Annotated in this window: 13 protein-coding genes and 1 tRNA gene; 6 read left to right on the top strand and 8 right to left on the bottom strand. The window is 61.4% G+C overall.

Annotation, left to right across the window (positions count from 1 at the left end; genetic code table 11):
- Positions 1-52: 52 nt before the first annotated feature.
- The 8 genes from ychF to M5B99_RS26340 all read right to left on the bottom strand — a co-directional run bounded on the left by ychF (position 53) and on the right by M5B99_RS26340 (position 6,958).
- The gene (ychF, locus tag M5B99_RS26305; RefSeq protein ID WP_248806802.1) at positions 53-1,153 is read right to left on the bottom strand and encodes a redox-regulated ATPase YchF; all 1,101 of its coding nucleotides are present in this window, start codon (positions 1,151-1,153) and stop codon (positions 53-55) included.
- Between the two features lie 22 nt (positions 1,154-1,175).
- Positions 1,176-1,760, bottom strand: a complete 585-nt coding sequence (gene pth, locus M5B99_RS26310) for an aminoacyl-tRNA hydrolase (protein ID WP_100942297.1) — start codon at positions 1,758-1,760, stop codon at positions 1,176-1,178.
- Positions 1,761-1,929: 169 nt separating this feature from the next.
- Positions 1,930-2,523: a 50S ribosomal protein L25/general stress protein Ctc gene (locus M5B99_RS26315; protein WP_248806834.1), complete on the bottom strand. Its 594-nt coding sequence runs from the start codon at positions 2,521-2,523 to the stop codon at positions 1,930-1,932.
- Positions 2,524-2,661: 138 nt separating this feature from the next.
- Entirely contained in the window at positions 2,662-3,603 is a 942-nt protein-coding gene (locus M5B99_RS26320; RefSeq protein ID WP_003171603.1) for a ribose-phosphate pyrophosphokinase, read from the bottom strand.
- 46 nt (positions 3,604-3,649) lie between these two features.
- Positions 3,650-3,724: transfer RNA gene (locus M5B99_RS26325), tRNA-Gln, on the bottom strand.
- Positions 3,725-3,758: 34 nt separating this feature from the next.
- Positions 3,759-4,610 carry a 4-(cytidine 5'-diphospho)-2-C-methyl-D-erythritol kinase gene (ispE, locus tag M5B99_RS26330; RefSeq protein WP_248806803.1) on the bottom strand — a complete coding sequence of 284 codons (852 nt, stop codon included), beginning with the start codon at positions 4,608-4,610 and terminating at the stop codon, positions 3,759-3,761.
- Between the two features lies 1 nt (position 4,611).
- Positions 4,612-5,229 (bottom strand): lipoprotein insertase outer membrane protein LolB, encoded by a 618-nt coding sequence (gene lolB, locus M5B99_RS26335; RefSeq protein WP_248806804.1) that lies wholly within the window; start codon positions 5,227-5,229, stop codon positions 4,612-4,614.
- Between the two features lie 4 nt (positions 5,230-5,233).
- Positions 5,234-6,958, bottom strand: coding sequence for a tetratricopeptide repeat protein (locus M5B99_RS26340; protein WP_248806805.1), 1,725 nt, complete (start codon positions 6,956-6,958; stop codon positions 5,234-5,236).
- Positions 6,959-7,142: 184 nt separating this feature from the next.
- Between M5B99_RS26340 and hemA the strand changes: the two genes are divergently transcribed.
- The 6 genes from hemA (at position 7,143) to M5B99_RS26370 (ending at position 12,503) form a co-directional block, all read left to right on the top strand.
- The gene (gene hemA / locus M5B99_RS26345) at positions 7,143-8,432 is read left to right on the top strand and encodes a glutamyl-tRNA reductase (RefSeq protein WP_248806806.1); all 1,290 of its coding nucleotides are present in this window, start codon (positions 7,143-7,145) and stop codon (positions 8,430-8,432) included.
- Positions 8,429-9,511, top strand: a complete 1,083-nt coding sequence (gene prfA, locus M5B99_RS26350; RefSeq protein ID WP_248806807.1) for a peptide chain release factor 1 — start codon at positions 8,429-8,431, stop codon at positions 9,509-9,511. The genes hemA and prfA overlap by 4 nt, the downstream gene beginning before the upstream one ends.
- On the top strand, positions 9,512-10,342 hold the full coding sequence (prmC, locus tag M5B99_RS26355; RefSeq protein WP_248806808.1) for a peptide chain release factor N(5)-glutamine methyltransferase: 831 nt from the start codon (positions 9,512-9,514) through the stop codon (positions 10,340-10,342).
- Positions 10,336-11,091, top strand: coding sequence for a molybdopterin-synthase adenylyltransferase MoeB (locus tag M5B99_RS26360; RefSeq protein WP_248806809.1), 756 nt, complete (start codon positions 10,336-10,338; stop codon positions 11,089-11,091). Before prmC ends, M5B99_RS26360 begins: the two co-directional genes overlap by 7 nt.
- Positions 11,084-11,875 (top strand): glutamate racemase, encoded by a 792-nt coding sequence (gene murI / locus M5B99_RS26365; protein WP_248806810.1) that lies wholly within the window; start codon positions 11,084-11,086, stop codon positions 11,873-11,875. The genes M5B99_RS26360 and murI overlap by 8 nt, the downstream gene beginning before the upstream one ends.
- Before the next feature lie 109 nt (positions 11,876-11,984).
- Positions 11,985-12,503, top strand: a complete 519-nt coding sequence (locus tag M5B99_RS26370) for an acyloxyacyl hydrolase (protein WP_248806811.1) — start codon at positions 11,985-11,987, stop codon at positions 12,501-12,503.
- Positions 12,504-12,520: the final 17 nt, after the last annotated feature.

Raw genomic sequence — 12,520 nt, forward strand, 5'->3', positions numbered from 1 at the left:
ATGGCCATAAAAAAGCCGCGAATCAACGCGGCTTCTTTGATTCCGGCAACGCTTACACGTTGAAACGGAAGTGCATCACATCACCGTCTTTAACGATGTATTCCTTGCCTTCCAGACGCCATTTACCGGCTTCCTTGGTCCCGGCTTCGCCCTTGTACTGGATGAAGTCGTTGTAGGCGATCACTTCAGCGCGGATAAAGCCTTTCTCGAAGTCGGTGTGGATCACGCCAGCAGCTTGCGGGGCGGTGGCGCCGACACGCACGGTCCAGGCGCGGACTTCTTCGACACCGGCGGTGAAGTAGGTCTGCAGGTGGAGCATTTCGTAGCCGGCGCGGATCACGCGGTTCAAGCCAGGTTCTTCAAGGCCCAGGGCTTCGAGGAACATGTCCTTCTCCTCGCCGTCTTCCAGCTCGGCGATTTCCGCTTCGATCTTGTTGCACACCGGTACCACGACCGCGCCTTCTTCCTCGGCAATGGCCTTGACCACGTCCAGTAGCGGGTTGTTCTCGAAGCCGTCTTCAGCGACGTTGGCGATGTACATCACCGGCTTGGTGGTCAGCAGGTGGAAACCACGGATCACCGCTTTCTCGTCGTCGCTCATGCTCTTCATCAGGCTGCGCGCCGGCTTGCCTTCGGTGAAGTGGGCGATCAACTGCTCCAGCAGGCCCTTCTGCACCACGGCGTCCTTGTCACCACCCTTGGCGTTGCGCGTGACTTTCTGCAGTTGCTTCTCGCAGCTGTCGAGGTCGGCGAAGATCAGTTCCAGGTCGATGATCTCGATGTCGCGCTTGGGGTCGACGCTGTTGGAGACGTGAATCACGTTCTCGTCTTCGAAGCAGCGGACCACGTGGGCGATGGCATCGGTCTCGCGGATGTTGGCAAGGAACTTGTTGCCCAGGCCTTCACCCTTCGAAGCACCGGCGACGAGCCCGGCGATGTCGACGAACTCCATGGTGGTCGGCAGGATGCGCTTGGGCTTGACGATCTCGGCCAGGGCTTGCAGGCGCGGGTCGGGCATCGGCACGATGCCGCTGTTCGGCTCGATGGTGCAGAAGGGGAAGTTCTCCGCCGCGATACCGGATTTGGTCAGGGCGTTGAACAGGGTGGATTTGCCGACGTTGGGCAGGCCGACGATGCCGCAATTGAATCCCATGGTGTTTCCCCTCGGATAAGAGTCAGGCCTTCTGGCTGTGCAGGTTTTTCATCGCGCGGTTCCATTCCCCGGCGAGGATATCCGGCAGCACGCCGAGGGCAAAATCGATGCTGGCATCGAGTTTTTCCTGTTCGGCGCGTGGCGCACGACCCAGGACAAAATTTGAAACCATACTGGCAACGCCCGGGTGGCCAATGCCAAGCCGCAGGCGGTGAAAGGTATTCTGGTTGCCGAGCTGCGCGATGATGTCGCGCAGGCCGTTGTGCCCGCCGTGTCCGCCACCCTGTTTAAGCTTGGCGACGCCGGGAGGCAAGTCCAGTTCGTCGTGGGCCACCAGGATTTCTTCAGGCGTGATGCGGAAGAATCCAGCCAATGCCGATACGGCCTGGCCGCTACGGTTCATGTAGGTGGTGGGGATCAACAGGCGAACATCCTGACCCTGGTGACTGAAGCGCCCGGTCAGGCCGAAATATTTGCGATCGGCCACCAGGTTGACACCTTGGGCGTGGGCGATGCGTTCAACAAAAAGGGCCCCCGCGTTATGCCGGGTCTGTTCGTATTCGGTGCCTGGATTTCCCAGGCCAACGATCAGTTTGATGGCAGTCACGACAGGGGCCCTTCCTAGGAGTTGTGGATAACATCGCGGCTATTGAGGTCGCGGCGAAAGTGGACGAAACGCGCTCATTTACATGATGCAAACTTCGCGATCCCGCCCGCTTTACTCGCTACTTGCCAGCTCGCGATGTTTCCATGACTCCAACGTTACGGAGTAAATATTACTCGGCAGCGTCAGCTTCCGGTGCAACACGTGGCGCGTGAACGTTGGCAACAGCCAGGTCGTTACCGTGAGCCAGTGCAACGAACTCAACGCCTTTTGGCGCTTTGAGGTCCGACAGGTGAACGATCGAACCGACTTCGGCGTCAGCCAGGTCGACTTCGATGAACTCAGGCAGATCTTTCGGCAGGCAGCTGACTTCTACTTCAGCCACAACGTGGGAGATCTCGCCGCCTTTCTTGATCGCTGCGGCTTCGTTGACGAAGTGCACCGGTACGTGAGCGGACAGTTTCTGACCGGCAACCACGCGGACGAAGTCAGCGTGCAGCACGTGGCCTTTGGACGGGTGACGTTGCAGCGCCTTGATGATCACGTTTTGCTTGGCGCCGCCAACGTTCAGCTCGATGATGTGGCTGTAAGCCGCTTCGTTTTCGAGCAGTTTGGCAACTTCCTTGGCCAGCATGCTGATGGATTCAGGGGCTTTTTCGCCACCGTAAACTACAGCTGGAACCAGGCTTGCGAGACGACGCAGGCGGCGGCTCGCACCTTTCCCCAGGTCGGAACGCACTTCAGCATTCAGGGTAAATTCGTTCATGTTGACTCTCCAAATTAACCACATCCACCTTAGCGTTTGCGACCAGCGCTAAAGGCGGTATGGGCAAAAAAGCCCCGCCCCAACAGGTGTTGGGGCGGGGCGCTTTTCGTCAGCGAGAGATCCGAAAGGGCAGGGCCCTTAGCGGAACATCGCGCTGATCGATTCTTCGTTGCTGATGCGGCGAACCGCTTCGGCGACTACCGGTGCGATATCCAGTTGACGGATACGCGCACAGGCTTGTGCTGCAGCGGACAGCGGGATGGTGTTGGTCACCACCAGCTCGTCCAGCACGGAATTTTCAATGTTCTCGATCGCACGACCCGACAGCACAGGGTGTGTGCAGTAGGCAAAGACCTTGGCAGCGCCATGTTCCTTGAGGGCTTTCGCCGCGTGGCACAGGGTGCCGGCGGTGTCGACCATGTCATCGACGAGAATACAGGTGCGGCCTTCGACGTCACCGATGATGTGCATCACTTCGGAGTGGTTGGCCTTCTCACGACGTTTGTCGATGATGCCCAGATCCACGCCCAGCGACTTGGCAACAGCCCGTGCACGCACGACGCCACCAATGTCCGGAGACACGATCATCAGATTTTCGAAGCGTTGGTCTTCGATGTCATCCACCAGCACGGGGGAGCCGTAGATGTTATCTACCGGAATATCGAAGAAGCCCTGGATCTGGTCTGCGTGCAGGTCAACCGTGAGAACACGGTCGATGCCGACGACGGTGAGCATGTCAGCGACGACTTTCGCGCTGATAGCCACACGCGCGGAACGCGGACGGCGATCCTGGCGGGCATAACCAAAGTAAGGGATCACCGCAGTGATTCGAGTGGCTGAGGAACGGCGGAAGGCATCAGCCATCACGACGAGTTCCATCAGGTTATCGTTGGTCGGAGCGCAAGTCGGCTGAATGATGAAGACGTCTTTACCGCGGACGTTTTCATTGATCTCAGCGGTAATTTCGCCGTCGGAAAACTTGCCGACAGAGATGTCACCGAGTGGGATATGCAGCTGACGTACGACACGTCGAGCCAGATCGGGGTTGGCGTTCCCCGTAAAGACCATCATCTTGGACACGCGCAGTACCTGAAGGCTGAGGGTAACCTGGATGAGTATAGGAAAATGGCAGGGGCGGCTGGATTCGAACCAACGCATGGCAGGATCAAAACCTGCTGCCTTACCGCTTGGCGACGCCCCTGTATCTGTTGCAACGAGTACCCAGTACTCGATTCCTAGAGCAGACTCTGCAGCTTGCGATGCAACATCGAAACGTTGCTTCCCTTTGCCACAAACCCTGTTTGGGTCTCTGTAAGAAGGGCCGAGACTTTATCAGCTTCAGCTTTGTTTGGGAAGGCCCCAAACACACAACTTCCAGTTCCGGTTAACTTTGCTTCGGTAAATTTACCTAACAAATTCAAAGCGTTACGTACCTCTGGATAACGCCTTGCGACAACCGGCAAGCAGTCATTACGACTGTTTCCCTTGGGAACGGGGCGCACTTTAATGGGCGCGGAGTCACGTGTCAACAGCGGATCGGAAAAAATTTCTGCTGTACTTACAGAGACTTGCGGAACGAGCACGACATACCAGGGTTCTTCGGGGTCAACCGGGGTGAGTTTTTCCCCCACGCCCTCGGCGAAAGCCGCGTGGCCACGAACGAAAACCGGCACGTCGGCGCCCAGTGTCAGGCCCAGCGCGGCCAGGCGATCTTCGTCCCAGCCCAGTTGCCAGAGGTGGTTGAGGCCGAGCAGGGTGGTCGCGGCATTCGAACTGCCGCCGCCGATGCCGCCGCCCATGGGCAGGATTTTTTCGATCCAGATATCCACGCCCAACGAGCAGCCCGATTGCTCCTGGAGTTTTTTTGCGGCGCGCACGATCAGGTTGCTGTCGTGGGGCACGTCTTCGAATTCGGTGTGCAACTGGATCACGCCGTCGTCACGCACGGCAAAGCTCAGTTCGTCGCCGTAGTCGAGAAACTGAAACAGCGTCTGCAATTCGTGATAACCGTCGGCGCGGCGACCGAGGATATGCAGCATCAGGTTGAGCTTGGCCGGCGAGGGCAGTGTCAGGCGGGCAGCGCTCATCTCACTGCCCCAGCTGGCGCGGTTGCCAGTCCTTGATCACCAGGGTCACGTCGAGGTCGCGGCCGTGCAGCTTGAGGCGCTCGGGTAACCAGTAGCCGTTCTGCTCGCTGTAGCTCAGGTACTCGACCTGCCAACCATCCTGTTCCAGGCTGGCCAGGCGGCTGTCGTTGTCCAGGCTCAGGCGGCTCTTGCTGTCCGGCGCGGGGAGGCCACGGACCCACCAGACCAGATGGGACACCGGCAGCTCCCAGCCCAATTGCTCCTGAAGCAGGGCCTCGGGGCTGGTGGCGGCATAGCGGCCCTGGTTGGCGACCTCCAGGGTCACCTGCCCGGGACGCCCGGTCAGACGGGCCGCGCCGCGCCCCAGCGGGCCGGACAGACGGATATCGTAGTAGTCCTGGCGTTGCAGCCAGAACAGGGTGCCGCTACCGGAGTCCTTGGGCGCGCGGATACCGACCTTGCCATTGATCTGCCAGCCATCGAGGCTGCTCAATTGCTGTTTGTGTTTGGCCCAGAGGGCCGGGTCGCCGTGGCCTTCGACGGACTCACGGGCGCCGAAGCCCGCGCAACCGGCGAGCAGGGCGATCAGGCTGAAAACAACGAGGTGGCGCAAAAACATAAGCTTAAAGAGTCTCGGAACCGGTCAGGCGCTTGATGGTGCTGCGCAGGAGTGGGCTGTCGGGCTGGTCCTTGAGGAACTTGCCCCAGATTTGTTTGGCTTCGCGTTGCTTGCCGTTGTTCCACAGGACTTCGCCCAGGTGCGCGGCGACTTCCTGGTCGGGGAAGCGTTCCAGGGCCTGGCGCAGCAGGCGTTCGGCTTCGTCGAGGTTGCCCAGGCGGAAGTTCACCCAGCCGAGGCTGTCGAGCACGGCCGGATCTTCCGGGTTCAACTGGTGCGCCTTCTCGATCAGTTCCTTGGCTTCGGCATAGCGGGTGGTGCGGTCCGACAGGGTGTAGCCGAGGGCGTTCAACGCCATGGCATTGTCCGGTTCGCGCTTGAGGATGGCGCGCAGGTCTTTCTCCATCTGTGCCAGGTCGTCACGCTTTTCCGCTTGCATGGCGCGGGTGTAAAGCAGGTTCAGGTCGTCCGGGTACTGCAACAGGGCTTGTTGCAGGACGCTCCAGGCGCGATCGCCCTGATGGTTGGCTTCGAGTATCTCGGCCTCGATCAGGTAAAGCTGGATCGCGTAGTCCGGCTGCTCGTCGCGGGCCGTCTTGAGTTTGCTCGAGGCCTCGGCGCCACGCCCGGTGGTGACCAGGATATCGGTCTGGCGCAGTTGCGCCGGCAGGTAATCGTTGCCCGGTCCGACTTGCCCGTATTCATCCAGGGCGGTCTGCAGGTCGTTGTGTTCTTCGGCGATGCGGCCCAGGTTCAGGTGCGCCGAGTCGACATGGCTGTCGCGGGCGATCAGTTCCTCCAGGTAACCCTTGGCTTCGTCCCAGGCCTTGGCCTCAAGGCAGACGAGGGCCAGGGAGAAACGCAGTTCGTCATCTTCCGGGTATTGCTGCACCAGGCTGGAGAACTGGGTCTTGGCGTCGGCCATGCGATCCTGTTCCACCAGCATGCGCGCATAAGTCAGGCGCAGGCGCTTGTCGTCCGGGTACTGCTTGATGCTTTTTTCCAGGATCGGCAAGGCTTCCTTGCCGCGGTTCAGCGCTTGCAGCAAGCGTGCGCGCAGCAGGATCGGGGCGATTTCGCCTTCTTCCGGCGGGTTTTTTTCCAGCAGTGCCAAGGCGGCCTGGGTATCGCCGTCCTGTTGCAGCAACAGCGCCTTGCCGAAAATCAGCTGGCTGTTCTTTGGATGCTTGACCAGCAGGCGGTCGAAACTTTTCTTCAGGCCGTTGCGGGTGTCCTGATCGGTATCGGCGGCTGACAGGGCAAGGAAGTCGAAATGGGTGTCGCCCTTGCCTTGCAGGACCTTCTCCATATAGACCATGGCGTCGTCATAACGCCCGCTGCGGGCCAGCTGGATGGCGGCCGCGCGTTGTGCCTCGAGGTCGGTCGGGGCGTTTTTCGCCCAGATCAGCGAGGTATCGAGGGCGGCCTGATCGGCGCCCAGGTACTCGGCAATGCGGAAGGCCCGCTCGGAAATCCCCGGATCCTGGGTGTTGATCGCCTGGGTCACGTAGTTATCCAGCGCGATATCGAAACGATTTCGCTGCCCGGCCAGCTCCGCGCTCAACAGGCTGAACACCGTATCTTCGGTGAACGAGCTGTAGACCTTGGGCTTTTCCGGGGCCGGAGTGGTGTCTTCAGTCGGCGGCGTACGCCCCGGCGACACGGGTGCCAAGGCCTGGCAGCCGCTGAGGAAGACAAAAGCGAGGAGCAACGCGGAGGATCTATTCATATAGGAGAAGGACGACTTACCTGCGGGTCGGGGCATCATGACACAAGCGGCGGGCAGAACCATACCCGAGACGCTCACCAGACACTTATAGCAACGTTACATTAGGACAATAGTCGGCAGTGGTTGTTCTGAATCAGTCGAAGGTGGACAATTGTCGGCTTCTCGACATCATCAGCGACCCTGAATGGCCTTCCTCGCACTCGGCATCAACCACAAGACGGCGTCCGTAGACGTGCGCGAGCGCGTGGCTTTTACCCCCGAGCAATTGGTGGAGGCCCTGCAGCAACTGTGCCGCCTCACTGACAGCCGTGAAGCCGCGATCCTCTCCACCTGCAATCGCAGTGAACTGTATATCGAGCAGGAGCACCTCACGTCGGACACGGTGTTGCGCTGGCTGGCCGATTATCACCACCTGAGCCTCGAAGACCTGCGGGCCTGTGCCTATGTGCACGAGGACGATGCCGCCGTTCGTCATATGATGCGCGTGGCCTCGGGCCTGGATTCGCTGGTGTTGGGCGAACCGCAGATTCTCGGCCAGATGAAGTCGGCCTATGCCGTGGCGCGGGAGGCGGGAACCATAGGTCCGTTGCTCGGACGCCTGTTCCAGGCCACGTTCAGCGCCGCCAAGCAGGTGCGTACCGACACCGCTATCGGCGAGAACCCGGTGTCGGTGGCCTTTGCCGCCGTCAGCCTGGCGAAACAGATTTTCAGCGATCTGCAGCGCAGCAGCGCGTTGCTGATCGGCGCCGGCGAAACCATCACCCTGGTCGCCCGCCACCTGCATGAGCAGGGCGTCAAGCGTATCGTGGTGGCCAACCGGACCCTGGAGCGGGCCAAGATCCTCGCCGAAGAGTTCGGTGCCCACGCGGTATTGTTGTCCGACATCCCCCAGGAGCTGGTGCACAGCGATATCGTCATCAGTTCCACCGCCAGCCAGTTGCCGATCCTCGGCAAGGGCGCGGTGGAAAGCGCCTTGAAGCTGCGCAAGCACAAGCCGATCTTCATGGTGGACATCGCCGTACCCCGGGATATCGAGCCGGAAGTCGGCGAGTTGGACGACGTTTACCTCTATAGCGTTGACGATCTCCACGAAGTGGTCGCCGAGAACCTCAAGAGCCGCCAGGGTGCCGCACAAGCCGCCGAGGAACTGGTGAGCAGCGGCGTCAACGACTTCATGGCACGCCTGCGCGAGCTCGCCGCGGTGGATGTGTTGCGCGCCTACCGCCAGCAGAGCGAGCGCCTGCGCGACGAAGAATTGCTCAAGGCCCAGCGTCTGCTGGCCAACGGCGGCAGCGCCGAAGAGGTGCTGATGCAACTGGCCCGTGGCCTGACCAACAAATTGATGCATGCGCCCAGCGTGCAACTGAAAAAGTTGTCCGCCGAAGGCCGCCTCGATGCGCTGGCCATGGCCCAGGAACTCTTTGCCCTCGGTGAGGGCTCATCGGATAGCTTTTCGGATAAGAAACCGCAATGAAAGCGTCACTGCTCAATAAGCTGGACATCCTCCAGGACCGTTTCGAGGAACTGACCGCCTTGCTCGGCGATGGCGAAGTCATTTCCGATCAGAACAAGTTCCGCGCCTATTCCAAGGAGTACGCCGAAGTCGAACCGATTGTCACGGCCTACAAGCAGGTGTCGAAGGTGCAGTCCGACCTGGAAGGCGCCCAGGCGCTGCTCAAGGACAGCGACCCGGACATGCGCGAAATGGCGGTCGAGGAAGTCCGCGAGGCCAAGGAGCAACTGGTCGAACTGGAGGGCAACCTGCAACGCATGTTGTTGCCCAAGGACCCCAACGATGGCCGCAACGTGTTTCTCGAAATCCGCGCCGGCACCGGCGGCGACGAGGCGGCGATCTTTTCCGGCGACCTGTTCCGCATGTATTCGCGTTATGCCGAGCGGCGTGGTTGGCGCCTGGAGATCCTCTCGGAAAACGTCGGCGAACATGGCGGCTATAAAGAAGTCATTGCCCGGGTCGAAGGCGACAATGTCTACGGCAAGCTGAAATTCGAATCCGGTGCCCACCGCGTCCAGCGCGTCCCGGCCACCGAGTCCCAGGGCCGCATCCATACCTCGGCCTGCACGGTCGCGGTGTTGCCCGAGCCGGATGAACAGGAAGCCATCGAGATCAACCCGGCGGACCTGCGCATCGACACCTACCGTTCCTCCGGCGCCGGTGGCCAACACGTCAACAAGACCGACTCGGCGATCCGCATCACCCACTTGCCTTCGGGAATAGTGGTCGAATGCCAGGAAGAGCGTTCCCAGCACAAGAACCGCGCGCGGGCGATGTCCTGGCTGTCGGCCAAGCTCAATGACCAGCAGACCAGCGCCGCGGCCAATGCCATCGCCAGTGAGCGTAAGCTGTTGGTGGGTTCGGGCGATCGCTCCGAACGTATCCGTACCTACAACTTCCCCCAGGGCCGGGTCACCGACCACCGTGTCAACCTGACCCTGTACTCCCTGGATGAAGTCCTGGCCGGCGGGGTGGAAGCCGTTATCGAACCGCTGTTGGCCGAATACCAGGCCGATCAACTGGCCGCCTTGGGTGATTGAATGACCATTATTGCCAGTCTGCTACGCGCCGCCGAACTGCCTGACTCGCCGACCGCGCGCCTGGACGCCGAACTGCTGTTGGCGGCGGCCCTGGGCAAATCCCGCAGTTACCTGCACACCTGGCCGGAGAAGATCGTCAGCAGCGAGACCGCGCTGGCCTTTTCCGACTTCCTGCTGCGCCGCCGTGGTGGCGAGCCGGTGGCCTATATTCTCGGTCAACAGGGGTTCTGGAAGCTGGACCTGGAAGTGGCGCCGCATACTCTGATTCCGCGTCCGGACACCGAACTGCTGGTGGAAGCCGCCCTTGAGCTGCTGCCGGCGACCCCGGCCCGGGTGCTCGACCTGGGCACCGGCAGCGGCGCGATCGCACTGGCGTTGGCCAATGAGCGTCCGGCCTGGCAAGTCACGGCGGTGGACCGCGTGCCGGAAGCGGTGGCCCTGGCTGAACGCAATCGCCAGCGCCTGGGGCTGAACAATGCCACGGTGCTGAGCAGCCATTGGTTCAGCGCCCTGGACGGCCAGCGTTTTCAATTGATCATCAGCAACCCGCCGTACATTGCTTCGAGCGACCCGCATCTGGCCCTGGGCGATGTGCGTTTCGAACCGGCCAGCGCCCTGGTGGCCGGTGCCGATGGCCTGGACGACCTGCGCCTGATCATCGCCCAGGCACCCAAGCACCTGGAGGCCGCTGGCTGGTTGATGCTCGAACACGGTTACGACCAGGCTGAAGCGGTCCGCGAGCTGCTCGCGGCGCAAGGTTTCAGCGAGGTTCACAGCCGCACCGACCTGGGCGGCCATCAACGCATCAGTCTGGGGCGCCTATCGTGCTGAGTGATCAGGAGCTGTTGCGCTATAGCCGGCAGATCCTGTTGCAACAGGTCGATATCGACGGCCAGTTGCGTCTGAAAAACAGCCGGGTGCTGATCGTCGGTCTTGGTGGCCTCGGCGCCCCGGTGGCGCTTTACCTGGCGGCTGCCGGGGTCGGTGAACTGCATCTGGCGGACTTCGATACGGTCGAGTTGACCAACCTGCAACGCCAGATCATCCATGACACCGCCAGCATCGGTTCGAGCAAGGTCGATTCGGCGCTGCGGCGGCTGGCGGCGATCAATCCTGAAGTGACCCTGGTCGCCCATCGCCAGGCCCTCGACGCCGACTCCCTCGGCCTTGCGGTGGCGGCGGTGGACCTGGTGCTCGATTGCAGCGACAACTTCAGCACCCGCGAGGCGGTCAACGCCGCCTGTGTCGCCGCCGGCAAGCCGTTGGTCAGCGGCGCGGCGATTCGTCTCGAAGGGCAACTCTCGGTATTCGACCCGCGTCGCCCGGAAAGCCCTTGCTACCACTGCTTGTACGGACACGGCAGCGAAGCCGAACTGACCTGCAGTGAAGCCGGCGTCATCGGTCCGCTGGTGGGTCTGGTCGGTAGTCTGCAAGCCCTGGAAGCCTTGAAGTTGCTGGCCGGTTTCGGCGAGCCGCTGGTGGGCCGCTTGCTGCTGATCGATGCCCTGGGTACAAAGTTCCGTGAGCTGCGGGTCAAGCGCGATCCGCAATGCCACGTCTGTGGAGGTGGCGATGCGTGATGCGCCGGTCGCGGTAATCGACTCTGGCGTCGGCGGCTTGTCGGTGCTCAAGGAGATCCAGGCCCTGTTGCCCAATGAGTCGCTGTTCTATGTCGCCGACTGCGGGCATATCCCCTACGGCGAAAAAAGCCCGGAGTACATTCGCCAGCGCTGCGCGGTGATCTCCGACTTCTGTCGCGAGCAAGGCGCCAAGGCGCTGGTGATTGCCTGTAATACCGCCACCGTGGCCGCAGCCGCCGATTTGCGCCAGCGTTACCCGGACTGGCCGCTGGTGGCCATGGAGCCGGCGGTCAAACCCGCGGCGGCGGCCACCCGCAGCGGTGTGGTCGGCGTGCTGGCGACCACCGGGACCTTGCAAAGCGCCAAGTTCGCCGCCTTGCTCGACCGTTTTGCCAACGATGTGCGGGTGATCACCCAGCCTTGTCCCGGGCTGGTGGAAATGATCGAAGACGGCGATTTGCACAGCGACGCCCTGCGCCAGTTGCTGCGCAGCTATGTCGACCCTTTGCTGGCGGCGGGCTGCGACACCATTATCCTCGGCTGCACCCACTATCCCTTCCTCAAGCCGCTGTTGCTGGAGATGATTCCGGCATCCATCAGCCTGATCGACACCGGTGCCGCCGTGGCCCGGCAGCTCCAACGGCTGCTGGAAGCGCGCGATCTGCTGTCCGCGGGACCGGCGCGCGATGCGCAGTTCTGGACCAGTGCCGATCCGGATCATTTCAGGAAAGTTCTGCCGATGCTCTGGCAGAAGTCCGGGATTGTGCAAAGCTTCAAAGGGTAAACGTCGTCTTAGAACGGCGAATCCTCGTGAACTCAGGTTTGACGCCAGGCTCCTCTTGCGGGGAGCTGTTGGGTCGCGCCTGAAAGGCATTGGAAATAGGATATTTCTCATGAAGCGAATGTTCTGCTTGGCTGCGCTTGCGGCCGTCACCCTGGGGTATGGCGCCATGGCGCAAGCGAGCGGCGTCGAATTCTCCGTTGGCCAGACCAGCGACTCGACCCGCAGCTATCGCCTGGGCCTGCAATCGAACTGGGACAAGAGCTGGCTGCAAAGCGATGTGGGTCGCCTTACCGGTTACTGGAGCGCTGCCTACACCTACTGGGAAGGCGACAAGCGCCCGAGCAATCACAGCCTGTCGTTCTCTCCTGTGTTCGTCTACGAGTTTTCCGGGGCATCGATCAAGCCCTATATCGAGGCGGGGATCGGTGTCGCGCTGTTTGCCCACACCGAAGTGGAAGGCAACAAGCTGGGCTCGGCCTTCCTCTTCGAGGACCGCGTGGGCTTCGGCCTGCGCTTCGCCGGCGGACAGGAAGTGGGTGTTCGCGCCTCCCACTACTCCAACGCCGGTATCCGCACGCCGAACGAAGGCATCGAAAGCTACGCCCTGCACTACACGATGCCGTTGTAATAGCCGTTCGCCGAGTG

The organism is Pseudomonas sp. MWU13-2100, from assembly GCF_023242365.1.
Classification (GTDB): domain Bacteria; phylum Pseudomonadota; class Gammaproteobacteria; order Pseudomonadales; family Pseudomonadaceae; genus Aquipseudomonas.

Bases quoted from the DNA above. Each gene is read 5' to 3' on its own strand.
- ychF (WP_248806802.1), bottom strand. From the start codon at position 1,153: ATGGGATTCAATTGCGGCATCGTCGGCCTGCCCAACGTCGGCAAATCC.
- M5B99_RS26315 (WP_248806834.1), bottom strand. From the start codon at position 2,523: ATGAACGAATTTACCCTGAATGCTGAAGTGCGTTCCGACCTGGGGAAA.
- ispE (WP_248806803.1), bottom strand. From the start codon at position 4,610: ATGAGCGCTGCCCGCCTGACACTGCCCTCGCCGGCCAAGCTCAACCTG.
- lolB (WP_248806804.1), bottom strand. From the start codon at position 5,229: ATGTTTTTGCGCCACCTCGTTGTTTTCAGCCTGATCGCCCTGCTCGCC.
- M5B99_RS26340 (WP_248806805.1), bottom strand. From the start codon at position 6,958: ATGAATAGATCCTCCGCGTTGCTCCTCGCTTTTGTCTTCCTCAGCGGC.
- hemA (WP_248806806.1), top strand. From the start codon at position 7,143: ATGGCCTTCCTCGCACTCGGCATCAACCACAAGACGGCGTCCGTAGAC.
- prfA (WP_248806807.1), top strand. From the start codon at position 8,429: ATGAAAGCGTCACTGCTCAATAAGCTGGACATCCTCCAGGACCGTTTC.
- prmC (WP_248806808.1), top strand. From the start codon at position 9,512: ATGACCATTATTGCCAGTCTGCTACGCGCCGCCGAACTGCCTGACTCG.
- murI (WP_248806810.1), top strand. From the start codon at position 11,084: ATGCGTGATGCGCCGGTCGCGGTAATCGACTCTGGCGTCGGCGGCTTG.
- M5B99_RS26370 (WP_248806811.1), top strand. From the start codon at position 11,985: ATGAAGCGAATGTTCTGCTTGGCTGCGCTTGCGGCCGTCACCCTGGGG.